The following is a 25,786-nucleotide window of genomic DNA, read 5'->3' as shown; positions in this document are numbered from 1 at the left end:
GACCGCACCCTGCCAGATCAAATCATCAGCTCAATTTACCCCTTGCAGCGCAGGGGCCATCCACAGATGACACCACCCCAACAGACATTGACCATCGAGATGGGCGAGGAAATGTTCCTTTCCGCCAAGCCAGAAACCTTGCTCGATGCGAAAAACGTCATCTGCCTGTGTCATAAGCCCGACTCCTCTCCGGATCGGAACGAGAGTGGGACAAACCTGTTCCAAAAACGCGTGGAGCAGCGCTCCTGGTCCCGCCGGCAACATCGACCTGATCAAGCGTCCGATCGAGGTGGCTCTTGATCGATCATTCGTCGCCTCGCTCATTTTCGCGCGGCTTGAGCGGTGCGAGCACCCAGAAAGTCAGGAGCACGAACAAGGTCATGGCGACCGCAACGTCATAGCTGCCAAGCCCGGCGGCGACCCCGACCGCGCCGGTGGCCCACAGACTTGCCGCGGTCGCCGTTCCCTTGACCGAGTTCTTCTGCTGCAGAATGGCGCCGCCACCCAGAAAGCCGATGCCGGCGATGACCCCCTCAAGGACGCGGGCGATCGCTGCCGGGTCATCGGCCATCATCGTCTCGACGGCCTGGACGAAGCCGCAGCTCGCCACCGCGACCAAGGGAAATGTGCGCAAACCCGCGCTGCGCTCCTCGCGTTCGCGATTCCAGCCGATCGGAATCGCCAGGCCATAAGCGACACCGAGGGCGACAAGATGCGGAATGAACGAGATTGGGTCGGTCATAAGGACGCAACGCGCCGCTGAGCAAAGCGATGCAACGGCCCTCAGATCTCCTGCCCGACCGCCCCCTTCCGCTACTTCAATTCATCGCCCGACATGATCTGCCTTGTGGTGATGATGTATGTCCGTTTCCCAGTCCGGGGGCGATCGATATTAAGATTCAGACGGATGAAGTCGTTACGGACATTCGCCTCCGTCCACACCAATCCACTTTACAAAGCGGTGATGCACAAGCTCGCCGAAAATGGCGGGGTCGCGCCCTATAACCTCTGCAATTGACTTAGCGGCGCTTCCTGCGCGAATGCCCTGCGGTCAATGGATCAGGCTTTGGCGGCGGCGTCCAACCCGCTGGCGGCGTCATGCGCTGCTGACTGGTGCCCAATCCCATTTTCCCCGGCTGCTGGCGAACGAGACCGGCCGTGTCCGCTTTCGCCGCATCGGCCGGCGTCGCGCCGCTCCGGATAAGTGAAAGCATGTCCCGCAACCGCCGGGCTTCCTCGAAGTCGAGTGCAGCGGCAGCAGCCTCCATCCTGAGGCGGATATTCTCGATGTCATCGCTCATCGGTTGGCACTCGGCGGAATGTCGCTTTCAGTCGGCACCGGTTTTTCCGTGCGGCGCGGCGACAGGCTTGGACTCTGGCGATTCTCTCTGACGGAGGAAGATGCTGAGCACGACCAGGACCGCGGTCGACAGGAATTCGCTTTGCCAATTCTGGAAAGATTCAAACCAGAGCTGCGCATTCGACAGATAGGCCATGGTCGACAGAACCGGCTCGCCATGACTTGCGGCTTCTGCCGCGGCCTCACGCGCGCTGAACAGCCAGTGCAGCACGAAAGACAGGGCGAACAGCATCAAAAGGGCAATGCCCAGCGAATGCGCGTAGAGCCAGCGCATCGCAACGCCTGCCTTCAGAATCGCCGGTGCGCCGGCCTTGCGCGATTGCGCGACCAGATCGGCATCGCGTGGCGGAGCGTCCGGATCCTTGGACTCGGCAGAGCCCTTCTGGAAGAGAATTGCCGTCAGCACGACATAGGCCGACATTTGCAGGAACTCGCTTTCCCAATTTTCAAAGACCGTCGAGATGAAATGCGGGTCGGTCGCATATTGCCCCAGGGTGATCGCAGCTTCACCATGGCGGACCAGATCCTCATTGGCGACACGCCAGCCCATGAACCAATGGCCGAGAAGGCTCGCCACGAACAGCACCATCAATGCGATCGTCAGGCCATTGTTGCGCCAGATTCTTGCCATTGCGCTAATATCCTCATGAGATGCCCTTACCGCTCCGAGAACGCGCCGGACGGGACAATGGTTCTTATCGAACCGGCCTTGGCGCCATTAGTCGTCCAAGCCGTATCATCGATCGAACGGGCGGTGCCATGGAGCTTGCGGAACGGAACAGGTCACTCTTCCGACGGGTTTAATCTCCGTGCAGGTTTTTCGACACGATCAAGGATGCGCCCCATGCCCGAACAGACCCGGGAGACATTTGCTTCACAGGACGAGCAAGCCAAGCCCCTGCCGCGGCGCGGCGCCGCCGGCGACGTGCGGCTCAACGAGAGTGATCCCGATCCGGGGACGCCTGGAGGACAGCAGCAGGTCGGGACCGCCCCGGGGTGAGCATCGTCCCGCCGGAAGATTGTTCGGAAGATCAGCGCATTATGGGAAGGACAGTCTGATGGATATCTCGAAAACGCCCGCCATCCAGCGCATCGCCCGCGTGCTCGCAGCGCAACATCTGAGCAGCAATGCCGAGGGTAACGAACCATCGGCGGCGCCCGACGTCGACGATGCGTGGCCGGACTATGAGGAAGATGCGATCGCGGTGCTCAAGACGTTACGCGAGCCCGACGAAGATATGGCGAAAGTCGGCGATGTGGCGGTCTGGGAGCGAATGATTGCCGCAGCCCTGGGATCCCCCTTGGACACGCCGGCCATATCGGCCAACGCGCCGCCGGAAGAGCCGACGGCGTAGGGCACAGGCAACCGCTCCGAATAAGGCAAGACCAAACTCGATAGCGATCGATTTCAGTATAAGAAAACGTTTGGCACTAGGAGATTCTGATAATAATTCTCACGAATTCTGCTCACTCATTTGACATCTTTTTTACTTTATCACCCGATGTACGTGGAACAAACAAGTCCAAGCCCTTGTTGAGCGATTGGTGCAATTAGGAGAGTCTCATGGCTGATTACAACACAACGGATCCCGTCGTGGAGAAACGCCGTGGCGGCGGCAGAACTATTGCGATCGTTCTGATCGTAATCGCGGCCATTGTCGGCGCACTGTTCGCTTCCGGATTCTGGAGCGCAGACGTGAAGAAGGAAGGCGCATTGCCGGAAGTTTCGGTCAAGGGTGGCGAATTGCCGACGGTCGATCTCGACTCGAAGGAAGTCGTGGTTGGCACGAAGAAAACGGACATCGAAGTTCCCAAACTCAAGACCGAAACCGAATCGATCGACGTGCCGACGGTCGCCGTGAAGGACAATGGCGAGAAATAAACCGCTTGCAGCTTGAATTGGAAAAGGGCCCCCACCACCCGGCGGTGGCCCTTTTCATTTTGGCAGAATTCGCGATCAGCCCCCTTCTAAGTTACCGCAACGGCAGATTTCATCACCCTCCTTGCGTCCTGGGCCGTTCGAACTCCCTTGAAAAGCGGACAATCTCAGATCTTCACAGACCCGAGCGGGTAAGCCGGGCACAAAAATTGGGGACAAATTGAACCAAAGGAGCGTGCGATGCGCTTTAGGGGAGCCGATTATGGTCGGACAGCGTTCAGGGTCGCCGGGTTGCGTGTTTGGCGACCCTGTTCAGCGCATATCTCGATCGAGACCACTCACGACGGTCAGGGCGCACTGGTATTCTTCATCGATATCAACCACCCCGTCGCAACGTTCGGAGGTGCTGATAGCGGAGCCGATCAGTGGAGACTCATCATGTCAGTTCGTAAGCAACATGCCTAAGCTGAAGGTCTTTCGCACGCCAATCGGATTCCACGACGCCTATATCGCTGCTGCGCTTGAAGCCTGGGGCGCGGACAGCAATCTGTTCGCGCGTGGCGTTGCCGAAATCGTCACGGATCCCAAGCTGACGGGCGAGCCGCTCGCGAAGCCCGGTGTCGTGATCAAGCGGTTGCGAGGCAGTGCCGCCGAGCACATGGCCGCACTCCCCCGCGAACCGCGCCGTCAGGCCGTCACTCACAGGCCGGCAAGCCAAGCTGTGAAGGGGTTCAAGACCGCGCCCAAGCCTAAGCCGCGACCGAGTCGGCAGAGCCTGGACAATGCGGAACAAGCATTGGAAGCGTTGGAAGCTCGACACGGAAAGGCATTGGAGAGGATCGCCAAGGAAGAAGCCCGCGTTGCAAAGGAACGCCGCTCGCTCGAGCAAGCGCATGCAGCCGAGATCGCCAAGTTCGACAAGGCCATCGCTGCCGCCCGCCGCCGCTACGATCATTCTATGATGAAATGGCGCGAATCGTGACGCCTGGGCACGAGCGCCGGTATTCGCGACTTGGACGGAGATGCCGAGCCGCGCCCTCGTGCTCGCTCTTGATCGACATCAAGACTCCGGCTGCGATTCAGTGTATGCAATCACCATCGGCGCCGCGGCTACCGCAAGCTGGCGCCGATTGACGGTAATTCTGTTGAGCCGCCGCTTGTCAGCTGGAGGCTCATCATGCCCCAAGAGAACCAGCACGACTATTACCTTCGCCGTGAACGCGAATGCCGCGAAGCAGCAGAGCGCGCTGCCGACCCCGCCATCCGACAGACACATCTGACTTTTGCTCAGAATTATGCCGATCGGATCGGAAGTCCGCAGCAGAAAGGGCCGCTCCGATGATCGGCGCGAGCCCTATCCGGGAAACCCGTGAAATCTTGATCACCCGTGCCCGGCACGCGATGCGGCAAGCAGAGGCTGAAACCCTGCCGAATCGCGCTCGAATCCATATCGATGCCGCGGAAACGTGGTTGCGATTGGCAGCGCGCAAGGTGAAGCACGAAAACCCTGCGCCAACAGAGCAAGAGGCGGCGTCGCTTTAAAAGCGCGTAGACGGACTCGCTCTACCAGCCCTCGCAGGATTCGAACCGGAGTTGCGCGTTCGACAGATGGGCTACCGTCGACGGAGCCGGCGGCCATGCGGATTAAAACCCAGCGCCGGACAGGAGACTCCTGCCACGGCGCGCCCACCGCACTGCGCGAATTCGAGACTTTCGGTGAACGGTCTTCATTATTCGACGCGATATTGAATGGGCTTGAATGATCCATTGTTAGACTGCGGCGCGGAACAGGCGGTCAGTCCGATGATGAGATCCTCTTCGGCGCGGAAAACGATGCGGTCCCCCGCCTTGCTGAGTGGGGCTTCCACGCGCAACTCGCCAGTCTCACCATCGATCGGGACGTTCATGAAACAGTTGAATGCGATGGGAATGTCGTCGGGCGTGATGCCATAGGGCGCCAACGCTTCAGCGAGATTGCCGAAGCAGCCATGGTGAGGATCATTGTCGCCATAGATGATCCGGAACGTGTCGCTTGAACAGGGAGTCAACAAAAAGTCGTGGCGGCCCACATCGTCGCGGGTGATGGTCAGCAGGACGTTGCTACGGTTGGAATAGAGCCTGTCGCCGGTCGTCAGGTAAATGCGGCTCGCATAATCCAGGGTCCGACCCGAAGATATGACTTCGCCGATGTCGCTGCGACGATAGGCGAGCAGATCCGCCACCTGCTCACCGAGCGGGTCGATAACCGACAGGATCTGGCCTCTGTCGAGAGTGAAGGCGGTGCCAGTGCGCGGCGCTATCTCATTGAGCATGGGTGGCTCCACGACCTGAAAACGGACAAACCCAATTGTCACCGACGGCACGCCCGGAGTATTGTCGCGCTTCCGATATCGAGCCGTGCCTCGCGAGCATGGGATTGGGTGTGCCGGCCAGCGCGACGTCGCGGTCGATGATGGTCCCACGCATCTTTTCGTAAAGACCCGACGCCCGCAATGTCTCGAATTGATTGTGCAGGTTGAATACGAGCGCGGGCCGTTCAAAGCGGCGCGCGGGACGGCTCGCGCGTGGATGCAGGCCAACGACGAAGAACGCTTCGCCACCGAAGCTCAGCGAGAAATGCGGATCGTCGGGATCGTCGCTCACGCGCGGATCCGCGTCCTGTCCCAGCCAGCCATCCTTGTCGGTGAGCGACTGGATGCGCTCCCAAAGGACCGTTTCGAAAGCTGCTTCATCCAGTTCGGAATCCTCTTCGAACAGGACGGCCAGCGACTGAAACAAAGTGGGTTTCCGCGAATAGCTGTGCGCGAGCTCCAGCAGATTTGGATAGATGCGCAAATCGTCCCAGGCCGAGCGCATGTCGCGTCCGATCACGATCCGCATCTGTCCCTTGCCGAGCGCCGATTTCGCACCGACGCAGGGAAAGGACGGATGTTTGATGAACTCTATGAAGCGTTTGGCGAGCGGGTGCTGACTGTCGTCTGTTGGTTTAAGCATGGGCGGGCAAACGGTCGGACGCACGCTAAGGTTTCACCAGTTGATCCAGGTTGTAACGATTTGGAAATTCGTTGCTTTCCCATCCGGCTGCACGGTGCGCTCCGGAACCTTTCAGGCCGATGGCTCATTCAGGCGGCAAGGAGATCAGGCCATGATGGATCGGAAACATTATGGGGCTTCGCCCTTAGCAGTGGGCCGATCGTGTTCATCGCGGTCATGATCTGGGTGATCTCGAACAACCGGCAAACGCGCGAGGCCCCGGTTTCGAATGACAGGAAGCATTGATCATGTCGCTGAGTGAAGCCGTCGCCGCTGCCCGCGATTTTCGGCAAAAACTGGATCCCGGCGATTTGATCGACCAGAGGTCTGCATTTTCGGCGAGCCATCTCGATCTCCTCATCGAGTGGGCCGCCACTTGTTCGAACGATCCGGCCGACGGCGCGGACCCGCTCCGCGACATCGACGTGACGCAGCTTGGCGATCCGGGCCTGGCGCATTTCTATTTCAGCGAACTGGATATCGATCCTGACCTGCAAAGCGAGACCGGACGGCGGCTCCGCGAGGAAATCGAACGACGCGGACTGACCCAAGAACAATTGGGAGCACTGATTGAGCGGACACGTCAGACGCTGGAGGCGACAAGAGCGCTTGAAGCAGCCGAACGTGACGCTCCGCCTCATTTCCCTGAGGACGTCGAGTTACCCCCACCAAGCTGACGCATTGCGGCGCCTCCAAGACGTACCAATTGGATATCTGTAATAAATTCGGTCCACGCGATCGGTGGAACCTGTGCCTAGAGCGGAAGGACGACGCCATCGGCGTCGGCAATAAACCCAGGTTAACACGATTCCACGCCTGACATTTGCGTCCCGTCGCATCGCAAAGCGTTGTGTGGTCACACTCGCGAGCAAGGGACAGGCGTTGGATAATTTTCTTTTTTCTTCGCCGGATACACCAGGTGATGCGCCATCGGCTCATGCTCTCATGTTACGACCTCATGGTGGGATCACGATCATCGAACGCGGCGTCTATCGCGGACCCAATCGATATAGCCGCCGTCCGATGGTGCGTATCCGGGTCGACCTGGGCGCACTTGAGGAGCGGCCGACCGATAGCCTGCCTGGCTTCGTGAACCGCCTCATGGCGATATTGCCTGGCCTTGGGCGCCATCATTGCAGCACCGGGCGCAGCGGCGGGTTCGTCGAACGGCTCAAGCAGGGAACCTGGCTCGGCCATGTCGCCGAACATGTGGCGATCGAGCTGCAGAGCCTTGCCGGTGCCGCAGTGACGCGCGGCAAGACCCGATCCGTAAGCGGGCTTAGCGGGGTCTATGACATCCTCTACGAATATCGCGACGAGCGCGCAGCGTTGCTTGCCGGTCTCCATGCGCTTCGGATCGTCAGCGCTCTCCTGCCCCCGGAACTGTCGCACTTGGCGGGTGAAAACCTCCTCCCGTCCACTGATGTCGGTATCGAGGCCGGGCTCGACACGGTCATCGCGGACATCCGGACTGCCCTGCGCAAGACCGCCTTTGGTCCCAGCACCCAGGCTCTTGTCGATACGGCGCAGAGACGCGGCATTCCGGTCCTGCGGCTTGACGACCGCAGCCTGATCCAACTCGGCTATGGGCGGCGTCAACGACGCATTCGGGCGAGCGTGACCGGGCAGACTTCGCACATCGCCGTCGAACTTGCCGGCGACAAGCAGTTGACCCGCCAATTGCTGCGCGACGCTGCGCTGCCCGTGCCGCGCGGCGCGGTTGCGCGCACGCTCGAGGATATCCGGCGCGAAGCTGCGCGCCTGAAGATGCCCCTCGTCGTGAAGCCGCTCAACGCCAATCACGGACGCGGAGTCACACTCAACATCACCGATGGCGAAGCACTTGCCGCCGCTTTCGAGACAGCGCGTGCGCATGCCTCACGCGTGATCGTCGAGGAGCAACTGCCGGGCGACGACTACCGGCTCCTGATCGTCGACGGAAAGATGGTGGCAGCGGCGCGCCGGATGCCAGCAGCCGTCATCGGTGACGGCACGCACGACATCGTCGCGCTGGTCGAACGCGAGAACGCGGATCCGCGGCGCGGATCGGGCCATGAGAATGTGCTGACCCGGCTGCGTCTCGATGCGAATGCCGAGGCCGTCCTTGCCGGTCAGGGGCTCACATCCACCTCGATCCCCAAAGCCGGGCACCGCGTCAGGATCCGCGACACCGCCAATCTTTCGGCCGGCGGCACGGCAGAAGACTGCACCGAATTGGTCCATCCCGACACGATCTTCGTCGCCGAGCAGGCAGCCGCGATCATCGGTCTCGATGTCGCCGGTATCGATTTCCTTTCGCCTGACATCACGCGTCCGGTCAGCGAAACCGGCGGCGGTATCGTCGAAGTGAATGCGGCACCCGGCTTGCGCATGCATCTAGCCCCGTCGCTCGGACAGGCACGCGATGTCGCCGCCCCCATCGTCAACCTGCTCTTTCCCCACGCCCGCGCGAGCCGTATCCCGATCGTGGCAATCACCGGCACGAACGGCAAATCGACGACTGCCCGCATGGTCGCCAGGATCTTGCGCGAGCAAGGCAAGACGGTTGGACTGACCACAACCAGCGGTGTCTATATCGGTGACCGGCTGGTGCGCCCCGGCGACGCCAGTGGTCCCAAAAGCGCGCATATGGTCCTCACCAATCCCACGGTCGATGCCGCGGTGCTCGAAACGGCGCGCGGCGGCATATTACGCGAGGGCCTCGGTTTCGACCGCTGCGACGTCGGTTGCGTACTCAACGTCACGGAGGACCATCTCGGCATCAAGGGTATCAACAATGTCGAGGATCTCGCCGATGTCAAATCGGTGGTCGTCGAAACCGTGTCACGACGCGGCTGCAGCGTGCTCAACGCCGATGATCCGCTAACCCGCCAAATGGCCCGACATGCCCGTGGCCGCCTGTGCTGGTTCGCGATGTCGGGGAAGGACATGTTCGTCGATGCCCATGTTCGGGAAGGTGGTATGGCGGTCGTGCGCGAAGCCGAAAGCGGGCATGATCATATTGTCCTCTACCGCGACGGTACGCGGCAGGTCGTCATCGACGCGTGCGACATTCCCGCGACCCAGAAGGGCGCGGCGGCCTTCAACACCGAAAACGCGCTGGCAGCGACCGCGATGGCAGCCGCGCTCGGTGTCGATCCGCCGACGATCGCCAGGGCGCTTGCGGGCTTTTCCACCACGTTCGCCGAGAGTCCGGGGCGGCTCAACATCGTCGATAGGCATGGGATTACCGTGATCGTCGATTATGCGCACAATCCTGCGGCGGTCACTGCGCTCGGCAGATATCTCGCAACCTTACGCCTGCCAGGCCGGAGGATAATCGGCACATTCAGCGTGCCGGGCGACCGGCGCGACGAGGACCTGGTCGGTATGGGCACGCTTGCCGCATCGATCTTCGACGAACTGGTCTTTCGCGAGACGCCGGACGGGCGCGGGCGGCCACGGGGCGAGATCAACGCGCTGATGTCGCGGGGTGCCTTTGCAGGCGGCCTGCCACCTGATCGCGTGCATCGCATCGTCGAAGAAGGCGAGGCTACACTCTTCAGCCTGGCGCTCGCGCGCGCCGGCGACGTCGTCGTGCTCAGTCCGACACAGATCAGCCTTGTCTGGAAGCTGGTCAACGGTTTCACACCCCAATGGGCAGACGCGATCGCGAGCGAGACATGCGATGACTGACGACCGCTGGTCGCTCATCGTCCACGGTGGCGCCCGGACCATCGCTTCGGACGGGCATGAAGCAAATCGCCAGGGTTGCCTCGCAGCCGTCCGGCGCGGCGCGGCGATCCTCCGACATGGCGGAAGCGCGCTCGACGCTGTCGAGCAGGCCGTACGGGCGCTCGAGGATGATGTGACGTTCAACGCGGGAAGCGGCTCGGTGCCGACCGCCATGGGCGGGATCGAAATGGACGCCGCGATCATGGACGGCACGACGCTTGATATCGGCGCGGTCGCAGCGCTCGTCAATGTCCGGAATCCGGTCAGCGTTGCGCGTCGACTGCTCGGCGAAGCAACCGTCCTGTTGGTGAGCGAGGGCGCACAGGCCTTCGCGCGCGCGCAGGGCATCGCGTTCCACGATGTGCCGGCCGCGATGCACGCCGATCCGCAGCACGATACCGTCGGATGTCTCGCGATGGACCGCCAGGGTGCACTGGCGGTCGCGACCTCGACCGGCGGTTTGCCCGGCCAGCGCTCCGGCCGCGTCGGCGACGCTCCGATTCCCGGTTGCGGCTTTTATGCCGATGATCATATCGGTGCCGTCGCTATCTCCGGCGATGGCGAAAGCATCCTGCGCGTGCTGCTGGCAGGGCGGGTTATCGACGAGCTCCAGCGGCACCCGCCATCCATGGCGGCGACCTCGGCCCTACTGCGCCTCGAAAGGGTCGGCGGCGAGGCCGGCATCATCGCGCTGGATACGACGGGACGGTTCGGCCTCGCGCACAACAGCGACCATTTCGCGGTCGCATTGGCGGCGAGTTGGCTGCCCGAGGCCCTTGCCGGCGTTCATCACGACGAATTCAAAGGATATATACTGCATGGCTGACACACCGGGTCCGCTCATCGTTATCGGCGGCCATGAAGACAAGGAAGGCGACCGGCTCGTCCTGAAGGAAGTGGCTTCCCGGCTGGGCAAAGGCGCGCTCGTCATCGCGACGGTCGCCAGTCACGAGCCTGAGGGCTATTTCCAGGCGTACAGACAAGCGTTCGCCCCGCTCGGCGTCACCGACCTGGTCGAACTCTATGTCAGCGAACGCGGTGAGACGCATTCCCCCGAAGCACGCGACATGCTGAGCAGGGCCGCCGGTATCTTCTTCACCGGCGGCGATCAGCTGCGTATCTCGAGCCAGATCGGCGATACGCCCATTGAAGATATGGTTCGCGAGATTCACCGCCGCGGCGGGCTGATCGCCGGCACATCGGCGGGAGCATCAGTCATGAGCGAGACGATGCTGGTTCGTGGTTCGAGCGCGGAATCGCATCGAATCGGTGACCTCAACATGGCGCCGGGGCTCGGCTTCATTCGGAATGTGATCATCGACCAGCATTTCGCGGAGCGTGGACGGATCGGCAGACTTCTGGGCGCCGTCGCGCAAAATCCGCGAGTGCTGGGAATCGGCATCGACGAGGATACTGCGATCATCGTGGACGACGGAAGTTTCAAGGTGGTCGGCTCCGGCGCAGTCTATGTCGTGGACGGGGCCGGCGTCACACATTCGAACGTCGCGGAAGCACGGCAGGAGGAGGCGCTGTCGATGTTCGGGGTCCAGCTCCACATTCTCACCGCGGGAAACCTGTTTGATATGGAAACGCGACGCCCGTCGCTTGACGAGTCCGCCAATGCCCGCCCAGGATCCTGACGCATGTTCCGGCGGCTCACTTTACCGATCGCCGCGACGCTCTGCTGGAGCAAAGGCAGCCGCGCGCCTGTGAGTTTGCATGACTGACATTGCCGACATCGAGCCAGCCTGGCTCACCCATCATCCCCTGCCCGTGCATGACGCGGGCACCGACAAGAATTCCCGTGGCCGGGTACTGCTCGTCGGCGGCGCCGAATTCGTGCCCGGCGCGCTACGCCTGACCGGCGAAGCGGCCTTACGCGCCGGCGCCGGCAAGCTGCAGATGGCGACGGTGAGTGCCGCGGCGACCGCGCTCGGCGTTCTTGTGCCCGAAGCAGCGATGATCGCGCTGCCCGCCGATGCGGAAGGCGAGATCGCACCGGCGGCGACCGATCGCCTGCTGCATCTGCTTGACCATTGCGACACATTGGTGGCCGGTCCGGGAATGGGCGTGACACGACGAACGGCCGAGCTGGTGGCCGGATTGCTCGCGCGACCGCGCGATGGCTTGACGGTGCTGCTCGACGCCGGCGCGATCTCTTGTGCGGGGGATCTTGCGGACGTCATCCGCGCGCATCGCGGCCGGGTGGTGATGACGCCGCACCATGGCGAGATGGCCGCGCTTCTCGAGCGCGAGATCGAGCAAGTGGCGGCCGATCCGGTGGCTGCAGCGCGGCAGGCCGCAATGAGATTTGGCGCCACAATCGTCCTTAAAGCCGATCGAACGGTGATCGCGTCACACGATGGCGGGCTGTTGCGATATGGCAGCGATTGCGTCGGACTCGCGACCGGTGGATCGGGCGACGTGCTTGCCGGCATCATCTCCGGCCTTCTGGCGCGTGGCGCTTCGCCATCGGTCGCGTCGGGCTGGGGCGTCTGGCTGCATGGAGAGGCCGGACGCGAATGCGCCCAATCGCTGGGACCAATCGGGTTTCTCGCTCGCGATTTGGTCGGCCATATCCCGCGACTGATGTACGAGCACTGACACACAGCGACATCCGGTCCGGATGTTGCCTTTTGCGACGACCGAGCCGCAGATCGTGTTTTCCGGAACAATCGCGGCGGCGAACGCAGCGGGCGACGCAGCAAAACTGATCAGGTGTCCGAACCTTCCGGTGCGGCCGATGGAACAAAGCGGCGCGCCCGGCGATGGCACCTCATGGCAACAACTCGGATCGGCGCCGTCATCAAGGCGAACATTGTGCTCTTCGGGGCACTGTTCGCCAATCTGGGTATCGCCGTCGCCAAATTCATCGCGGCAGGGATCACAGGCTCGTCCTCAATGTTATCCGAGGGCTTCCACTCGCTCGTCGACAGCGGCAATCAGATCCTGCTTCTCTATGGCCAGCATCAGGCGAGACGCCCGCCAGATGCGCGCCATCCCTTCGGCTATGGGCGCGAACTTTATTTCTGGGCGTTTGTCGTCGCGATCATGATCTTCGCACTTGGTGCGGGCATCTCGATCTATGAGGGCTGGGAGCATATCCGCCACCCCGAGCCGCTTCGCGATCCGAAGGTCAACTATGTGGTGCTGGGCCTGGCGTTGATATTGGAAGGTGCGTCCTGGGCGCTTGCGGTGAAGGAGTTCTCCCGTGCGAAGGGCACCACCGGGTGGTGGCGTGCACTCCGCGACTCGAAGGATCCGGCAAGCTTCATCATATTGTTCGAGGATAGTGCCGCCCTCGCCGGCCTGGTTGTGGCCGGCCTGGGTATCTGGGCTGCCCATGCCTGGGACGAGCCTCGTATCGATGGCATGGCTTCGGTCTTGATCGGTTTGATCCTGGCATGCGTTGCAGTGCTCCTGTCGCGCGAGGCCAAGGGATTGCTGATTGGCGAGCGCGCCGATCCTGCGGTGATCGCACGCGTGCGGGACACCGTGGCGGCACGGCCGGGTGTGACCGCGGTCAATCATGTACGCACCATCCATACCGCTCCGGATGCGGTGTTTGTCGCGCTCAGCGTCGATTTCGACGATGCGCTGACAATGGGCGAGGGTGAAGTCCTCATCGAGTCGATCGAGCGGGAGCTGAAGGCGGCATTGCCGCAGCTGTCCTCCATCTACATACGGCCCGAGAAGCGGTCGGACGCGGTGTTGGATTGAATTGTCGGCGATGCACGACAAACAAAATTTCCCACGACCTGCGATCCGCCCGCAAATCGTTCCGTGTCGATCGCATCAATCATACCGGCATCTCCACTGGCTGTTGAAATCCAACCGCTCGCCTTGGCGCGTTGTCGCGCAGAGAACCGGATAGGATCTCGATCGGACAACCCTGTCGGGCGCCCGGAGTTGCGCGGGATCGAATGAATTGATCTGCATCATCACGATTGACGAACAGGCGTGGCAACGCGCACGCAGTCCATCCGTTATGGTGAGGCTTGGACACTCGTTGCCGATGCCTGTCGAGCCCGAACGGAGGATGGTCGACCATGTTCACGGAACGCTTCCTCAGAGACAAACGCGGCGTGCGCCTCGAGCCCAGCGAACGCGCGCGGCTAGAAGCCGCAGTCAGGGAGGTTCAGACGCTCCAGCCACGCAAGACGATCGTGCGCGCCGGTGAGCCGCTTCAGCAGAGCATGCTGCTGGTCGACGGTTTCATGTCGCGCTATATCGACGACAGAAACGGGTTGCGCCAGCTGGTCGCAGTTCATGTTCCCGGCGACTTTGTCGACCTCCATGCCTTTCCATTGAAAATCCTCGACCATGATGTCGAGACCATGACTGCCGCGACCGTCGCGGTCATGCCGCATCATGCACTCGACCTGATCACGCGGGAGATGCCCGAGCTGGCACGCAAGCTGTGGTTCGCCACGCTCATCGACGCTGCGATCCACCGTGCCTGGTTGTTTCGCCTGGGGCGCCTGGATGCGATCGGACGCGTGGCCCATTTTCTGTGTGAGACCAATGCGCGCCTCGTCTCTGCGGGCCTCAGCGATGGCCGGCGGTTCGCGCTCGGCATTACCCAGAATGATCTCGCGGAAATCTGCGGGCTTACCAATGTCCATGTAAATCGCGTGCTGCGCCATCTTCGCGAGCATCGGCTATGCGTGTTCCGATCATCCTTGGTCGAGTTGATCGACGCCCGAGCGCTCGCGGTGCGCGGTCAGTTCAACCCATCCTATCTTTATATCGAAGATTGCCCATCCGACGACACGCTCACTGCTTCAAAGGCTCAGCCATGACCAAGCACTCCACCGTTCCTCAGCCACAGACCGAGCCGGGTACGGCCAGCGCGGAGGACGGCATGGTGATACTCGATGGCCCAAGCGGAGTCGCGGTGACCATGACCCCCGACGCCGCGGCGAAGACCGGGCACAGTCTGATCTCTGCGGCTGCTCTCGCCACGGAACAGGGGGTTGGACAATCCGAGTGATATGACATGGTACAGGAAAGGCCGCCCTTCGGGCGGCCTTTTGTCGATCCGGTTCGGCAGCATGATAAGCCGCGAGCTTTCGTTCAAGCTGGCGATGCCGCCTTGCCGGTTTTCGCCTTGGCAGTTGCAGCCCGCTTGGGCGCAGGGTTGGCTTTGGCCGTCCGCGGCTTCCGTGCTGTTTTAGCGCGAGAGGGCGTCGCGCGCCTGGCGGCCGACCGAGCTGATCCGGTGCGCCCGCTCTTGCCACGGGAAGACAGGAAGAGCGCAGAGATTCCAGCGATTGCGCCGAGTCCGACTGCAGCGCCGATGCCAATTGCGGTCCGGGTGTCCAGACCAATTCCATCGAGAAAACCGGCGAACGAGAAGCTCTCGGCTTCGTCGTCGCTGTCAACGCCGAAAGCGTCGATCGCAGGGCTGTGGGGCGGTTCCTCGATAGGATAGGGCGACTGGCTGGCTTCAGGAATAGGTGGCTGGTAGGTCATGGATTTTCCTTCGGAGTGAACGATACCCGGCCTCAACGCGCCACCCGCTCGCCGGGTTCACTCTCAAACCTGCCTCACCATCGGCCCGGAGCGCCTGGACGCAATATCGTGCGGCACAGTCCGATGTGCCTTGCCTTGGCCGGGTCGCCACTCAGGCCCGGGAGATCGACGCGATCTAGGCGTGCCGGCAAGGTTCCAATGCTGGTGGAGGCGTGCCTGCCCGATGCGGATATGATCGTCAGCATGCAGGTCGTACTCGTCGAGTCCTATCCTCAAGGGTGCATTGACGCGCTCGCAATGCCACACTGCCATCATGCGACAGACGACAGCGATTTTAACATTCGAAACCCGAGGTCAGGGCCTCGCCGAGATCACCCGCACGGTCGGCGACTGGGTGTGTGATCAACAGATGCGGGATGGCCTCCTGACACTGTTTTGCCGCCATACCTCCGCCTCGCTTCTGATCCAGGAGAATGCGGCCCCGGAGGTACGCAGCGATCTCGAGGCCTATTTCGCGCGCATCGCCCCGGAAAATGTCCGCCTCTACACACATGACGACGAAGGCCCCGACGACATGCCCGCGCATCTTCGCACCGCGCTTACCCAGGTCCAGCTGTCGATACCGCTGATCGCGGGCGCGCTGGCGCTCGGTACCTGGCAGGGCATCTATCTGTTCGAGCATCGCCGGCGACCGCACCGACGCGAGATCGCGCTGCATCTGATCGGCCAATAGGTCACCGCCATCTCAGGTCGCCTATGGGTGCGATGGCCCCGGCAACACGATGTCGGTCACGTCCACTGCCCGCGATGAGGCAGATCGAACGAAGCCCGGCGCTTGTCTTGCCCGCAGGCGCGACCGAAAGACCGATCTCCGTGGCCGGAGCTGAAGAACCACCGGCCGCCGCCTTCGGTTGCGGCCGGTGGCAAGTGATCAGATGCGAACCTTCAGCGAACCGAACCCCGACGAACGAGATTGACGATCGCGAGAAGAATGATCGCGCCAGCCAGCGAGGAGAGGAACGAATAAAGCGTGAGCGGAGCGTTGTTGATCGTACCGCCAGCGAAGATCAGCCCGGCGATAAAGGCGCCGACGATACCGACGACGATGTTCAGGATGATCCCCTGCTGGCCATCGGTTCGCATGATCATGCTCGCGAGCCAGCCAATGACCCCGCCTATAACTAGCCAAATAATCAGGCCCATGACTTCCTCCTGTGGTCGACGCCGAGATCGACGTACCGCCAATACCCCTCGTCCCACCTCATGGTTCCCGCAGCATTCGGATTTCAGCGAACGGCGGGCATCAGCCGTGCGCGCAAGGCAAGCGCGTCGCTCGTTGCCGCGCCGCCGGCGGTGTTGTCGAAGATGCACCACGACGGCGCCGCCAATTGAGCTTCGATTGCAACGGCGAGATCGTCGAGCCGCCCATCGTCATACGAGGACCGATAAATACGCGGCGATCCGTGCAGACGGCGATAGGCAAGGCCGCGCCATCCTCCCGGCCGGGCCGCAACAGGCACGCAGGCTGGATCGGCTGCGGCGCGCGCAACGCCAAGCCGATCGAGCGCACGATCAGCCGCATGCTCGAACCAGCTCGGATGGCGTGGCTCGCACACGAGCGATAGCGGGGTGAGGTCGTGGACCCTGCTTAGGAATTCTTCGACGAGAATGGCATCAAAGGCGAAGCTGGGTGGCAGCTGCAGCAGCAGAACGGAAAGCTTGTCGCCCAGTCCGCTGGTCTCGTCGAGGAAACGAGCCAGAGCATCGTCGCAGTCGACGAGCCGGCGTTCATGACTGATGACCCGCGGCATCTTCACCGCGAACCGAAATCCTGGCGGAACGCTGGCACCCCAGCGCACCCAGGTGGCCGCACGGTGCGCGCGATAGAAGGAAGAGTTGACCTCCACCCCGTCGAAGCGCTGCGCGTAGCGTTCGAGCGCGGTCCCCTCGTCCGGAAAGTGAAGCGCGTGTTCCCCTGAAATGCTCCAGCCCGCCGCGCCTATGATCATCGTCATCACGGTTCAACGCAGCGCTAGGCGAGGAGATGCCTTGGCGTGATGTTCGGTACGATTTTTAAGAATGGGCAATGTTACCGCCGGTCACAGCGGGAGCACCGTCAACGTCGGCCACCCGGCGATATGTCGAAAAATCAATCTCGATCAATACGATCGTCGGGAACGCCGGCAAACGCCAAACCGTTGTCCCCCCGCAGTCTCTCGCCTGCTCAACAGGGAAAACATGTCATGGCTCGCATAGCATATTTTACGATATCGGCGTCGGCCGTGCTGTCGCTGACCGCTTGTGGCCCGAAGGCCGATACGCCCGCGGCGAATGTCGCCAATGACACCGTCGTCGACGCGAACGAAACAACACCTACCGAGATCGCGCCGGGGCAGGCCTTCGCCAACACCGCAGCATCCAGCGATGCCTTCGAGATCGAGGCGTCGAAGCTTGCTGCGGAAAAGTCGGAAAGCTCCGCGGTCCAGGCTTTTGCACGGCAGATGATCGCCGCGCACACTGAGTCGACCACCAAGCTGAATTCGGCCGCGACGAGTGCGCGCCCCGCGATCACGCCCGATCCCGCGCTGACTGCCGAACAGCAGGAAACACTGACCGCGCTTCAGGTAAAATCGGGTGCCGATTTCGACACGGCCTATGCTGCCGGGCAGGTCATCGCACACCAAGCGACGCTCGATAGCCTTCGGGCCTATGCGAGCACCGGCGATGTTCCGCAACTCAGGGAATTCGCAGGGAGTATGACGCCCATCGTCGCGGCGCACCTCAACATGGCGAAGTCGCTCAAGCCCTGAGATCGCAAAGGACGGAACGATGAAGGAATACTCGCGCGACTATTGGGTCGAGCGTGCCAGACATTGCCGTGCTTTTGCCGCGGCACAGCCGAACGAGGCGGTGCACGCGCGCATGCTCAGCTTCGCCCGAAACTATGACGCGCTCGCCGAAGCCGCACAACCGGGCGCGGGCGACATGACCTATGAGGCGGAGACCGTACCCATGCCGGTCGGATCTTGTGAGGCGACAGCGACTCCATCGCGGTCGATCGGTATCGGCGATGCCCTGCTCCGGGGGAGGACGACCGCGCCGCAGCCGGAACGCTGCTCTAGGGCTCCGGCCCAGCGGCACTCTGGCCATCGACAGAACACTGAAACCAAGGGAGAATCTCATGGACGAACCTGATGTGCCCGGCCTGCCTGGCCGCAAGGACAGCACCCGGCCGGAAGCGGCCCAGGCTGTTGACCAGACGCGTAGCGATGCGTCAACCGGCCGCCAAGGACACGCACTGCCACAGTTCGCGCTCGATGCTGCCAATCGTCAGGTTGCGCGTTTGTCCGCAGCGCTGGCCGGGGCAGCGGATACGATCGACGAACTCGGGGGTGGGGTTGATCCTCCGCTGCCGGAAGCATTTAAAGGGTTCGCAGCCAACGCGTCCGGCACATTGCGCGACCTTGCGGATCGCGCCGGTGAGCAGGATGCGAGCCAATTCGTCCGGAACCTGCAGCGTATTGCCGCCAGCCATCCGGTCGCCACCGCGGGAATTGGGGCGGCGATCGGCGCCGTTCTGGGCCTGGTGCTCGTCCGCCTCGGCAGCACAAGAGACGGCGAGGACGCATCCCTGCCGACTTGAACAGACTGATATGTGCTCGAAGATCAGCTCCGTACATCAGCGTCCGTTGGTGACTGGGAGTGATCTTCGGGAGGTTTGACAGAAATAGGCGGCGCAGCGCGTCGAGTCACATGAACAACCGACGGGAAACGGCCCGTGCCGCCTCCCCCTCCAGCGAGACAGACTGTGAGTGAAACAAGGACAATCAGCGCTACGACAAGCGAGGCGGCGAGCGCGTTCGTGATGGCGCTGCGCGAAGCGTTGCGTGAGGGCACAATGCGGCAATGGGGACATTTCGCGCTTGGCGATCTCCAGGTCGAGATATTGGGCGAACTGGACTCGCTCTGGGCAATTGTGCGCCGGCCGCGTCGCGGCGGCGTCGCATTGCGGCTCGCGTTCTTGCCTGGCGGAATCCGGCACTGCAAGCCCCTCAAGAACAAGCCTGGCGAAAGGATGCGCCTTTCCGTCGAAAGCGCGCTGGGCCGGCATATCATCGCCATCTGCACCGACGGGCTCGACCTTCAGCGCCTGCGTGTCACCGTCTCGGTCATCCCCACCGCGCCGCTGCTGGTCCCATTCGCTCCGCGCGACCTTTACCCCCTTGATGCAAGGGACGATCCGCTGGGTGCAAAAGGAACCGTCGAAGCGGCGCAGCGCGGGATGAACAGCGGACTCATCTATTTTCGCCTCGATGAGCCTCAATTCGGCAGCGTACTCTATTTCCAAAACCTGACCGCGATGAACCCCTATTACCGAATGACGAAGACCAAGCCTGACGGCGCGGTGGGCGGTGAGTGGCCCGAACTCGGCTATCTGATACCGACGCCACCGCAGAACGGCATGCCTCCGGCCGATCCGGTGCCCGCGAACGAGGAGACCGTGATCTCCGACGCGATTATGATCTTCCGCGACATGTCGGCGCCCAACGAGCGCGAGAATGCACGCCACTTTATCCAGATGCTGGGCGCGGCCTATACCGCGCTTGACCTGCCAGTGCCGGATTATCGCGACTGGGTGGGACGCGCTGAACGAACGTTGCGCGACCTCGAGCACTCGCCCAAGGCGACGATCCGCCATTACGACAAGCTCTATGCGCACCCCTATACGGCATCCGAATATCCCGACAGCATGGTTCAGCTCGCCCTGCTCGCTCCGATCCGCGATTTCTGCACATGGCGGGGCAAGACCTCCCGGCTCGACGGCGCGTTCTCGAAAGGCCTTGATAAATTCTACGATGCGAAGCTCGGAACGCTGCGGCGCTATCTGCCCAATGTCGGCGACGACAAGGACGCGGACGCGGTCGATAGCTGGTATCTCTACCACCCGATGATGAACCTGGCGCACCTCGCGCTCGCAGGAGACGATCATGCGCGCGCGCTGCTCCTCAAGTCGATCGATTTCGGCATCAAGGCCGCGCATCATTTCAAGTATAAATGGCCGATCCAGTACAAGGTGACCGACTTCACGGTCATCACCGAAGTGGCGGGCGCCGACGATCGCGGCCAGACCGATGTCGGCGGCATATATGCATGGGTTATGCTCCAAGCCTATGAGCTTACGCGCGAGGTACGCTTCCTCCACGAAGCCCAGGCCGCCATCGATGCCGCCGAGGGCATGCGCTTCCATCTCAATTACCAGGCCAATCTCACTGCCTGGGGCGCCGCCGCGTGCCTTCGCCTTTGGCGTATCACCAATGTCGAACGCTATCGCGAGCAGAGCTACGCTTATCTCGCGAGCTTCTTCCACAATTGCGCGATCTGGGAATCCGAGATCGATCATGCCGCAAGCTACCGTAATTTTCTCGGCGTCACCTGTCTTCAGGACGCTCCCTATATGGCGGTCTACGAATGCTTCGACAGCTTCGCGGCATTCGAATGTTATCTGCGCGACAGCGGTCCCGAGCTCGAGCCCGCGGCCCGCATGCTGATCAGCGAATATTGCAAATATGCGCTGGATCGCGCCTGGTTCTTCTATCCCGACGCACTTCCCGCGGAAGCCGTGGCGGAGGAGCAGCGCAACGGGCATATCGACCGCACCCTCTCCTTCCCGCTTGAGGATCTTTATGTCGACGGCCAACCGGCCGGCCAAGTCGGGCAGGAAATCTATGGAGCGGGCGCCGCGATGGTCTTTGCCAGCCGCTCATATCATTTCGTCGACGATGCGCCGTTCCGGTTGTTTTGCGATCACTTCATCATGTCGAGCGAGCGCACCGGTGATCAGGCTCTGAGCCTCAAGCTTGACGGTGGCGAAACCTGCATCGCAGCGCTGAGCCTGATCCGGCTGCCGCGCAAGAAGCTCCCCGGTTTCACGCTGATGACCGCGGGCGGTGACATCTTGCGTCCGCGCAGCCGGAAGGCGGACCGGGTCGAATTTCGGCTGCCCGCCAATGGACGCGTCATCCTCAGCTGGAGCTGAGCGGAGGGAGATCGGCGCGCGTGATTCCGGGATGGCCCGACAAGTCGACATTGCCCGGGCTCACGATTCCGACCAACTCCTGTCGGCAGTTTGCAATCCGGGCTGAATCGCGTCAGGTGCTTCCGCCTGGCGCCTTGTCGCGTGCGTGACCGTCAGCCTCAGCTTCTTTCTTTTCATCTGTCGGCAGGGCACCGCCGCCGCCGATAGGATCGTCATCATAATCCTCACCGGGATTGCCACCACCCGCGCCCGAACCGCTTCCATGAACCGTTCCATCACGGTCGATATGCGCGCGTTTACCGCGCTCGCTTTCGTCATTTTGCATGTTCGTCTCCATTCAAGGGAAATCAGGCGAGCTTGAAGCCCTCCTTGTTCATCGCGAGGGTCACATGCCTGTTGCCCTTTTCACCCAGTGCCTGGTGCAGCGCGGGAAAGAGGACATCCTCTTCCTCACGGATGTGCTTTTCGAGATCGACGCGAAAGGCACGAACCTTGGCCAACCAGGCGGGACTGTCTTTGGGCAACTCGGTCAGCTCAAACAAATATTGCTTCACATAAGCATGGTCGTGGCTGAGCCCGTCGGCAGCCTCGGTCTGACCATGCTGGCGCATCGCCGGGTAGACCACATTCTCTTCCTGGAAAGCGTGTTTGCCCAGTGCGTGCTTCAACTGCATCAGCAGCATGCCGCGCCGGCGGACTTGGCTATCGTCGGTCCTTTCGATCGTGTCGAAAACCTTGAGTGTAAGGCCGTGCTCGGCCTTTAAGCCTTCCATCCAGTCGCCCGCAGTCGCGGTAAGCCCCTGGACGGCCAACTTGCGCCCCAGATTGGCCGCGAGCCCGGCAGCCGCGCCAAGCGCCGCGGCGCCGATCAATGCCCCCGAGCCACCGGTACCGGTCACCTTCAATTTTGTTGCCGTCGCCATGATCGCTGTCCTTGATCGTGTGTGTCCCCATGCAACGCGCGGGGCGGATCGCTGTTTCCCTTGAACTGTCAACCGATCGATCGACCCAGCTTGTCCCTGCGCGTGTCGATCGCGGGGAACCGCAGCACTCCGTCACCGCTTTGAAGGGGACGATGAAGGGATTCCCGACATGACCAGTTTGAAGGACGCGCATACCGAACAGCCATCACTTGAGGGCCGCAGGGCGATCGTCACTGGCGGCACCACCGGCATAGGGCGCGCGATCGCCGTCTTGCTGGCGAGCGAAGGCGTGAAGGTCTTCGTCTGCGGACGAACGCCCGAGCATCTCGATGATGCGCTCACGCGCATCCGGCAGGTTGGCGAAGGTGACGGCATCGCCGTCGATCTCGCCAAATCGGGCGATATCGACCGCTTCTACACCGCGGCGGACGCCTGTCTCGGCGGTCTCGATATCGCCGTGATCAACGCGGCCGTTCCCGCCGACGCACTGGGCGAGACCGAAGAGAGGGACACGCGCTACCAGATAGAAACCGACTTTACCGCCTACCTGATCGCCAGCCAGAAGGCCGCTGCACGGATGAAGCAGGGCAGCGACATCGTCCTGATCGGATCGATGTCAGCAGTCTCGCGCAAGGGCGGCTCGTCAATCTATGTCGCAGCCAAGTCCGGCATCCAGGGTTTCGCCAAATCGCTGCGCGAAGAGTTGGCCGAACAGGATATCAAGGTCGGGCTGATCGAGCCCGGCTTCACCGGTGCGGATTTCCAATATCCCGACTTTCCGCCTGAAAAGCAGATTGAGCTGATTAATGCCCACAGGATGCTGCGTGCCGAGGATATCGCGGTCGCCACGCATTTCATGCTCACACAGCCGCGGCGCGCAGCGATATCGCTGATGCGGGTCGAAACACGGCTGGAACATCCATGAGCGATTATGCCGTCGATCGGCTGGTCCTCCTTCCCGACGATATCGATCTTTCGCGCTCGCCACTCGTCGGCCATCTCGATGCCGAAACCTATGTGCTGGGCGCATTCAATCCGGCGCTGACACGCCTGGCGAACGGCAATCTTCTCATGATGGTCCGCGTCGCCGAGGCGCTACGCACTCCGGTGCATGACGGCCATGTCCACGCGATACGCTGGGCCGACGGCAAATATCTGCTCGACGCCTGGCCGCTCGAAGCCGTCGATACCGCAGACCCGCGCAAGTTCACCATCCCCGGTGGTGGATGGACGGTGATGGCGCTGACCTCCCTGTCCTGGCTGCTGCCTGTCGAACTGACTCCCGATGGGCTCGACATGATCGCGATCCATTACGATCGGGCGGTCGCGCCCTGCCACGTGGTGCAATGCTATGGTGTCGAGGATGCGCGCATCAGTCGGGTCGAAGGACATTACTGGATGACGACCTGCTCGGTCAGCCCCGAACGGCACTCGACCACATTGTACAGTTCCGACAACGCGCTCGACTGGCGATTCGAAGGGATCGTGCTCGATCACCAGAACAAGGACATGTTGATCTTCGAAGGCCTGATCGACGGCCAATATTGGGCGCAGACCCGGCCGCTCGGCTCGATCTATTTCGCCTATCCGCCCGGAAGCGAATGGCGTGCCGGCCCGTCGATCAACCTGGCGACCTCACCCGACGCGCTGCACTGGAAGCCGCATATTAATCCGGGCATCCGTCCCCATTCGGGCACGGTCGCGACTGCGCGCATGGGCGGCGGCACGCCGCCGATCCTGACGCCGGAGGGCTGGCTGTCGCTATGGCATGGCGTCGAACCCAAGGAAATCGTCGGCATCTACCGTACCTATTGGTCGCTGCTTGACCGCGATGATCCGAGCCGGGTCTTGCGCACCGACCATCGCGCCCTGCTCGAGCCTAATTCCGAACTCACCAAGCCGATCGAGCATCAGATGTATCTGCGCGATGTGGTATTCACGACCGGTATCGCCGATGCGGGCGATCATTATGTCGTCGCGTCGGGCGAGGCCGATCTGGCCTGCCGGATCACGCATGTTCCCAAATCGACCTTCGCGGCAGGTTGAACGCCGACGGCTCGATCAATGTCCCTCATCGCGGCCCGTTGGCCCGGATTGAACCGGTCGCTTCGACGGCAACTGATTTTATTGTGCGGCGCAGCAACGTTCCGGACGCGGTGCGCGTTTTCGAATTGCGATGCTCTCGTCGCAACCGGAGACATTGCATGACACGACGTGGTTCAACGATCATTCGATTGTCCGCGCTACGCGCCAAAGGACTGGCGGCGGTGGATGCCAGCCCGGATCATTTGAGCGACCTCGCCACCTTCGGCTCCAATCCGGGTGCGTTGCGCGCCCGCAGCTATGTTCCGAAAGATCTACCATCGGGTGCACCGCTTGTTGTGATCCTGCACGGCTGCACACAATCGGCGGCCGCCTATGATCGGGGCGCGGGCTGGTCGCAGCTCGCTGACGAACTGGGTCTGGCATTGCTGCTTCCCGAGCAGCAGCGCGCCAACAACGCGAACCTCTGCTTCAACTGGTTCTCGCCTGCGGACAGCCGCAGGGATATGGGCGAAGCCCTGTCGATTCGTCAGATGATCGCCGCGATGGTCGCGACACATGATATCGATCCCAACCGAATCTTCATCACCGGACTTTCGGCGGGCGGCGCGATGACCTCGGTGATGCTGGCGACCTATCCCGAACTGTTCGCGGGCGGCGCCATCATCGCCGGACTCCCATATGGTTGCACAACCTCTGTCGCCGATGCGTTCTCGCGCATGGCCGGGCAGGGATATCCTTCCGAAGCGCAACTTGCCTCACTGGTCCGCGAAGCCTCCGGACACAAGGGTCACTGGCCCGCCATTTCGGTCTGGCAAGGCACTGCCGATGCAACCGTGCATCCCTCCAATGGCGACAGGATCGTCGAACAATGGCGGCTGCTCCATGGCGTGGCAGCGGAACCGTCTTCGCTGAAACATGGCCGCGACCATGTCCGCCGATCATGGTCCAACAGCGACGGCATGACCGTCATCGAACAGATGACGATCATTGGAATGGGCCATGGCACGCCACTCGACACACGCGGTCCGGACGCTTGCGGAAAGCCCGGCCCCTTTATGCTCGAAGTCGGCATCTCTTCGACCCGGCAGATTGCCGCCTTCTGGGGGGTAGGCAATAGCTCCAAGCACAAGCCCGCCAGCCAGCCCCCGGTGCAGGATCCGAAGTTTGCCTTGCAGCCAGTGCCAACCATACACCTGCCGCGGCCGGAGATCGAACCACCGACGACGACGGAACCCGCCAGGTCACGAGAACCAGTGCGCGCGATCATCGAGGATGCACTACGCGCTGCAGGGCTGATGCGATGACCAGTTCTGGAAGGC

At 62.1% G+C, this 25,786-nt stretch carries 30 protein-coding genes; 20 read left to right on the top strand and 10 right to left on the bottom strand.

Annotated features, from left to right (window positions below; genetic code table 11):
• Nucleotides 1–300: hypothetical protein (locus AC3WN8_RS13430; RefSeq protein WP_492669935.1), on the top strand; the 300-nt coding region annotated here is incomplete at its 5' end.
• Between the two features lie 4 nt (nucleotides 301–304).
• On the opposite strand, the gene AC3WN8_RS13425 is transcribed toward AC3WN8_RS13430, so the two are convergent.
• From AC3WN8_RS13425 to AC3WN8_RS13415, 3 genes are all read right to left on the bottom strand, one after another.
• Nucleotides 305–742 carry an MgtC/SapB family protein gene (locus tag AC3WN8_RS13425; protein WP_492669934.1) on the bottom strand — a complete coding sequence of 146 codons (438 nt, stop codon included), beginning with the start codon at nucleotides 740–742 and terminating at the stop codon, nucleotides 305–307.
• 277 nt (nucleotides 743–1,019) lie between these two features.
• Nucleotides 1,020–1,301 (bottom strand): UvrB/UvrC motif-containing protein, encoded by a 282-nt coding sequence (locus tag AC3WN8_RS13420; protein ID WP_492669933.1) that lies wholly within the window; start codon nucleotides 1,299–1,301, stop codon nucleotides 1,020–1,022.
• A gap of 27 nt (nucleotides 1,302–1,328) precedes the next feature.
• Nucleotides 1,329–1,991, bottom strand: coding sequence for a DUF6766 family protein (locus AC3WN8_RS13415; protein WP_492669932.1), 663 nt, complete (start codon nucleotides 1,989–1,991; stop codon nucleotides 1,329–1,331).
• Nucleotides 1,992–2,418: 427 nt separating this feature from the next.
• On the opposite strand from AC3WN8_RS13415, the gene AC3WN8_RS13410 reads away from it, so the two are divergent.
• The 4 genes from AC3WN8_RS13410 to AC3WN8_RS13395 all read left to right on the top strand — a co-directional run bounded on the left by AC3WN8_RS13410 (nucleotide 2,419) and on the right by AC3WN8_RS13395 (nucleotide 4,781).
• Complete coding sequence (locus tag AC3WN8_RS13410) at nucleotides 2,419–2,715, top strand: hypothetical protein (protein ID WP_492669931.1); 297 nt, start codon at nucleotides 2,419–2,421, stop codon at nucleotides 2,713–2,715.
• A gap of 209 nt (nucleotides 2,716–2,924) precedes the next feature.
• Entirely contained in the window at nucleotides 2,925–3,242 is a 318-nt protein-coding gene (locus tag AC3WN8_RS13405) for a hypothetical protein (RefSeq protein WP_492669930.1), read from the top strand.
• Between the two features lie 454 nt (nucleotides 3,243–3,696).
• Nucleotides 3,697–4,221 carry a hypothetical protein gene (locus AC3WN8_RS13400; protein WP_492669929.1) on the top strand — a complete coding sequence of 175 codons (525 nt, stop codon included), beginning with the start codon at nucleotides 3,697–3,699 and terminating at the stop codon, nucleotides 4,219–4,221.
• A 356-nt stretch (nucleotides 4,222–4,577) separates the two neighbouring features.
• Entirely contained in the window at nucleotides 4,578–4,781 is a 204-nt protein-coding gene (locus AC3WN8_RS13395) for a hypothetical protein (RefSeq protein ID WP_492669928.1), read from the top strand.
• Nucleotides 4,782–4,969: 188 nt separating this feature from the next.
• Here the strand turns inward: AC3WN8_RS13395 and AC3WN8_RS13390 are convergent, their stop codons facing one another.
• On the bottom strand, nucleotides 4,970–5,551 hold the full coding sequence (locus AC3WN8_RS13390; RefSeq protein WP_492669942.1) for a DUF1989 domain-containing protein: 582 nt from the start codon (nucleotides 5,549–5,551) through the stop codon (nucleotides 4,970–4,972).
• Nucleotides 5,541–6,233, bottom strand: a complete 693-nt coding sequence (gene gntA, locus AC3WN8_RS13385) for a guanitoxin biosynthesis heme-dependent pre-guanitoxin N-hydroxylase GntA (RefSeq protein WP_492669941.1) — start codon at nucleotides 6,231–6,233, stop codon at nucleotides 5,541–5,543. The genes AC3WN8_RS13390 and gntA overlap by 11 nt, the downstream gene beginning before the upstream one ends.
• A 287-nt stretch (nucleotides 6,234–6,520) precedes the next feature.
• Here gntA and AC3WN8_RS13380 point away from each other — a divergent pair, with 287 nt between their 5' ends.
• The 7 genes from AC3WN8_RS13380 (at nucleotide 6,521) to AC3WN8_RS13350 (ending at nucleotide 14,788) form a co-directional block, all read left to right on the top strand.
• Nucleotides 6,521–6,949: a hypothetical protein gene (locus AC3WN8_RS13380; protein WP_492669927.1), complete on the top strand. Its 429-nt coding sequence runs from the start codon at nucleotides 6,521–6,523 to the stop codon at nucleotides 6,947–6,949.
• Nucleotides 6,950–7,217: 268 nt separating this feature from the next.
• Entirely contained in the window at nucleotides 7,218–9,947 is a 2,730-nt protein-coding gene (gene cphA, locus AC3WN8_RS13375) for a cyanophycin synthetase (RefSeq protein WP_492669926.1), read from the top strand.
• Complete coding sequence (locus AC3WN8_RS13370) at nucleotides 9,940–10,812, top strand: isoaspartyl peptidase/L-asparaginase family protein (RefSeq protein ID WP_492669925.1); 873 nt, start codon at nucleotides 9,940–9,942, stop codon at nucleotides 10,810–10,812. The genes cphA and AC3WN8_RS13370 overlap by 8 nt, the downstream gene beginning before the upstream one ends.
• Nucleotides 10,805–11,626: a cyanophycinase gene (locus tag AC3WN8_RS13365; protein ID WP_492669924.1), complete on the top strand. Its 822-nt coding sequence runs from the start codon at nucleotides 10,805–10,807 to the stop codon at nucleotides 11,624–11,626. The genes AC3WN8_RS13370 and AC3WN8_RS13365 overlap by 8 nt, the downstream gene beginning before the upstream one ends.
• Before the next feature lie 79 nt (nucleotides 11,627–11,705).
• Complete coding sequence (locus AC3WN8_RS13360) at nucleotides 11,706–12,590, top strand: NAD(P)H-hydrate dehydratase (protein ID WP_492669923.1); 885 nt, start codon at nucleotides 11,706–11,708, stop codon at nucleotides 12,588–12,590.
• Nucleotides 12,591–12,764: 174 nt separating this feature from the next.
• The gene (locus AC3WN8_RS13355) at nucleotides 12,765–13,706 is read left to right on the top strand and encodes a cation diffusion facilitator family transporter (RefSeq protein WP_492669940.1); all 942 of its coding nucleotides are present in this window, start codon (nucleotides 12,765–12,767) and stop codon (nucleotides 13,704–13,706) included.
• A 329-nt stretch (nucleotides 13,707–14,035) separates the two neighbouring features.
• On the top strand, nucleotides 14,036–14,788 hold the full coding sequence (locus AC3WN8_RS13350) for a Crp/Fnr family transcriptional regulator (protein WP_492669922.1): 753 nt from the start codon (nucleotides 14,036–14,038) through the stop codon (nucleotides 14,786–14,788).
• A gap of 274 nt (nucleotides 14,789–15,062) precedes the next feature.
• On the opposite strand, the gene AC3WN8_RS13345 is transcribed toward AC3WN8_RS13350, so the two are convergent.
• A complete protein-coding gene (locus tag AC3WN8_RS13345; RefSeq protein ID WP_492669921.1) occupies nucleotides 15,063–15,461 on the bottom strand; it encodes a hypothetical protein in 399 nt (132 codons plus the stop codon).
• Nucleotides 15,462–15,774: 313 nt separating this feature from the next.
• On the opposite strand from AC3WN8_RS13345, the gene AC3WN8_RS13340 reads away from it, so the two are divergent.
• Nucleotides 15,775–16,194 carry a secondary thiamine-phosphate synthase enzyme YjbQ gene (locus AC3WN8_RS13340; protein ID WP_492669939.1) on the top strand — a complete coding sequence of 140 codons (420 nt, stop codon included), beginning with the start codon at nucleotides 15,775–15,777 and terminating at the stop codon, nucleotides 16,192–16,194.
• Between the two features lie 212 nt (nucleotides 16,195–16,406).
• Here the strand turns inward: AC3WN8_RS13340 and AC3WN8_RS13335 are convergent, their stop codons facing one another.
• Together AC3WN8_RS13335 and AC3WN8_RS13330 are read right to left on the bottom strand one after the other, a co-directional pair.
• Nucleotides 16,407–16,664, bottom strand: a complete 258-nt coding sequence (locus AC3WN8_RS13335; protein ID WP_492669920.1) for a GlsB/YeaQ/YmgE family stress response membrane protein — start codon at nucleotides 16,662–16,664, stop codon at nucleotides 16,407–16,409.
• Nucleotides 16,665–16,747: 83 nt separating this feature from the next.
• Nucleotides 16,748–17,476: a DUF72 domain-containing protein gene (locus AC3WN8_RS13330; RefSeq protein ID WP_492669919.1), complete on the bottom strand. Its 729-nt coding sequence runs from the start codon at nucleotides 17,474–17,476 to the stop codon at nucleotides 16,748–16,750.
• 42 nt (nucleotides 17,477–17,518) lie between these two features.
• Between AC3WN8_RS13330 and AC3WN8_RS13325 the strand changes: the two genes are divergently transcribed.
• From AC3WN8_RS13325 to AC3WN8_RS13310, 4 genes are all read left to right on the top strand, one after another.
• The gene (locus AC3WN8_RS13325) at nucleotides 17,519–18,271 is read left to right on the top strand and encodes a DUF4142 domain-containing protein (RefSeq protein WP_492669938.1); all 753 of its coding nucleotides are present in this window, start codon (nucleotides 17,519–17,521) and stop codon (nucleotides 18,269–18,271) included.
• Nucleotides 18,272–18,290: 19 nt separating this feature from the next.
• Complete coding sequence (locus AC3WN8_RS13320; RefSeq protein ID WP_492669918.1) at nucleotides 18,291–18,656, top strand: hypothetical protein; 366 nt, start codon at nucleotides 18,291–18,293, stop codon at nucleotides 18,654–18,656.
• The gene (locus AC3WN8_RS13315; RefSeq protein ID WP_492669917.1) at nucleotides 18,643–19,104 is read left to right on the top strand and encodes a hypothetical protein; all 462 of its coding nucleotides are present in this window, start codon (nucleotides 18,643–18,645) and stop codon (nucleotides 19,102–19,104) included. The genes AC3WN8_RS13320 and AC3WN8_RS13315 overlap by 14 nt, the downstream gene beginning before the upstream one ends.
• A 165-nt stretch (nucleotides 19,105–19,269) precedes the next feature.
• Nucleotides 19,270–21,498 carry a hypothetical protein gene (locus tag AC3WN8_RS13310; RefSeq protein ID WP_492669916.1) on the top strand — a complete coding sequence of 743 codons (2,229 nt, stop codon included), beginning with the start codon at nucleotides 19,270–19,272 and terminating at the stop codon, nucleotides 21,496–21,498.
• Between the two features lie 112 nt (nucleotides 21,499–21,610).
• On the opposite strand, the gene AC3WN8_RS13305 is transcribed toward AC3WN8_RS13310, so the two are convergent.
• Nucleotides 21,611–21,823: a hypothetical protein gene (locus AC3WN8_RS13305; RefSeq protein WP_492669915.1), complete on the bottom strand. Its 213-nt coding sequence runs from the start codon at nucleotides 21,821–21,823 to the stop codon at nucleotides 21,611–21,613.
• A 22-nt stretch (nucleotides 21,824–21,845) separates the two neighbouring features.
• Complete coding sequence (locus AC3WN8_RS13300; RefSeq protein ID WP_492669914.1) at nucleotides 21,846–22,421, bottom strand: hemerythrin domain-containing protein; 576 nt, start codon at nucleotides 22,419–22,421, stop codon at nucleotides 21,846–21,848.
• A gap of 169 nt (nucleotides 22,422–22,590) precedes the next feature.
• On the opposite strand from AC3WN8_RS13300, the gene AC3WN8_RS13295 reads away from it, so the two are divergent.
• From AC3WN8_RS13295 to AC3WN8_RS13285, 3 genes are read left to right on the top strand one after another with little or no spacing between them, the layout of a single operon-like run.
• On the top strand, nucleotides 22,591–23,346 hold the full coding sequence (locus AC3WN8_RS13295) for an SDR family oxidoreductase (RefSeq protein ID WP_492669913.1): 756 nt from the start codon (nucleotides 22,591–22,593) through the stop codon (nucleotides 23,344–23,346).
• Nucleotides 23,343–24,467, top strand: a complete 1,125-nt coding sequence (locus AC3WN8_RS13290; RefSeq protein WP_492669912.1) for a glycoside hydrolase family 130 protein — start codon at nucleotides 23,343–23,345, stop codon at nucleotides 24,465–24,467. Before AC3WN8_RS13295 ends, AC3WN8_RS13290 begins: the two co-directional genes overlap by 4 nt.
• Nucleotides 24,464–25,771, top strand: coding sequence for an extracellular catalytic domain type 1 short-chain-length polyhydroxyalkanoate depolymerase (locus AC3WN8_RS13285; RefSeq protein WP_492669911.1), 1,308 nt, complete (start codon nucleotides 24,464–24,466; stop codon nucleotides 25,769–25,771). Before AC3WN8_RS13290 ends, AC3WN8_RS13285 begins: the two co-directional genes overlap by 4 nt.
• The last annotated feature ends 15 nt before the right edge of the window (nucleotides 25,772–25,786 follow it).

Source organism: Sphingobium sp. FW305-3-2-15-F-TSA7, from assembly GCF_058787155.1.
The sequence above is the reverse complement of the archived record's forward strand: the minus strand, read 5'-3'. Positions and strand labels throughout refer to the sequence as shown.

Coding starts and splice junctions, on each gene's coding strand:
- AC3WN8_RS13330 (WP_492669919.1), bottom strand. CDS start 17,476: ATGACGATGATCATAGGCGCGGCGGGCTGGAGCATTTCAGGGGAACAC.
- AC3WN8_RS13320 (WP_492669918.1), top strand. CDS start 18,291: ATGAAGGAATACTCGCGCGACTATTGGGTCGAGCGTGCCAGACATTGC.
- AC3WN8_RS13350 (WP_492669922.1), top strand. CDS start 14,036: ATGTTCACGGAACGCTTCCTCAGAGACAAACGCGGCGTGCGCCTCGAG.
- cphA (WP_492669926.1), top strand. CDS start 7,218: ATGTTACGACCTCATGGTGGGATCACGATCATCGAACGCGGCGTCTAT.
- gntA (WP_492669941.1), bottom strand. CDS start 6,233: ATGCTTAAACCAACAGACGACAGTCAGCACCCGCTCGCCAAACGCTTC.
- AC3WN8_RS13390 (WP_492669942.1), bottom strand. CDS start 5,551: ATGCTCAATGAGATAGCGCCGCGCACTGGCACCGCCTTCACTCTCGAC.
- AC3WN8_RS13335 (WP_492669920.1), bottom strand. CDS start 16,664: ATGGGCCTGATTATTTGGCTAGTTATAGGCGGGGTCATTGGCTGGCTC.
- AC3WN8_RS13355 (WP_492669940.1), top strand. CDS start 12,765: ATGGCAACAACTCGGATCGGCGCCGTCATCAAGGCGAACATTGTGCTC.
- AC3WN8_RS13395 (WP_492669928.1), top strand. CDS start 4,578: ATGATCGGCGCGAGCCCTATCCGGGAAACCCGTGAAATCTTGATCACC.
- AC3WN8_RS13405 (WP_492669930.1), top strand. CDS start 2,925: ATGGCTGATTACAACACAACGGATCCCGTCGTGGAGAAACGCCGTGGC.
- AC3WN8_RS13380 (WP_492669927.1), top strand. CDS start 6,521: ATGTCGCTGAGTGAAGCCGTCGCCGCTGCCCGCGATTTTCGGCAAAAA.
- AC3WN8_RS13345 (WP_492669921.1), bottom strand. CDS start 15,461: ATGACCTACCAGCCACCTATTCCTGAAGCCAGCCAGTCGCCCTATCCT.
- AC3WN8_RS13425 (WP_492669934.1), bottom strand. CDS start 742: ATGACCGACCCAATCTCGTTCATTCCGCATCTTGTCGCCCTCGGTGTC.
- AC3WN8_RS13305 (WP_492669915.1), bottom strand. CDS start 21,823: ATGCAAAATGACGAAAGCGAGCGCGGTAAACGCGCGCATATCGACCGT.
- AC3WN8_RS13410 (WP_492669931.1), top strand. CDS start 2,419: ATGGATATCTCGAAAACGCCCGCCATCCAGCGCATCGCCCGCGTGCTC.
- AC3WN8_RS13415 (WP_492669932.1), bottom strand. CDS start 1,991: ATGGCAAGAATCTGGCGCAACAATGGCCTGACGATCGCATTGATGGTG.
- AC3WN8_RS13340 (WP_492669939.1), top strand. CDS start 15,775: ATGCGACAGACGACAGCGATTTTAACATTCGAAACCCGAGGTCAGGGC.
- AC3WN8_RS13295 (WP_492669913.1), top strand. CDS start 22,591: ATGACCAGTTTGAAGGACGCGCATACCGAACAGCCATCACTTGAGGGC.
- AC3WN8_RS13360 (WP_492669923.1), top strand. CDS start 11,706: ATGACTGACATTGCCGACATCGAGCCAGCCTGGCTCACCCATCATCCC.
- AC3WN8_RS13290 (WP_492669912.1), top strand. CDS start 23,343: ATGAGCGATTATGCCGTCGATCGGCTGGTCCTCCTTCCCGACGATATC.
- AC3WN8_RS13400 (WP_492669929.1), top strand. CDS start 3,697: ATGCCTAAGCTGAAGGTCTTTCGCACGCCAATCGGATTCCACGACGCC.
- AC3WN8_RS13325 (WP_492669938.1), top strand. CDS start 17,519: ATGTTCGGTACGATTTTTAAGAATGGGCAATGTTACCGCCGGTCACAG.
- AC3WN8_RS13420 (WP_492669933.1), bottom strand. CDS start 1,301: ATGAGCGATGACATCGAGAATATCCGCCTCAGGATGGAGGCTGCTGCC.
- AC3WN8_RS13300 (WP_492669914.1), bottom strand. CDS start 22,421: ATGGCGACGGCAACAAAATTGAAGGTGACCGGTACCGGTGGCTCGGGG.
- AC3WN8_RS13365 (WP_492669924.1), top strand. CDS start 10,805: ATGGCTGACACACCGGGTCCGCTCATCGTTATCGGCGGCCATGAAGAC.
- AC3WN8_RS13370 (WP_492669925.1), top strand. CDS start 9,940: ATGACTGACGACCGCTGGTCGCTCATCGTCCACGGTGGCGCCCGGACC.
- AC3WN8_RS13315 (WP_492669917.1), top strand. CDS start 18,643: ATGGACGAACCTGATGTGCCCGGCCTGCCTGGCCGCAAGGACAGCACC.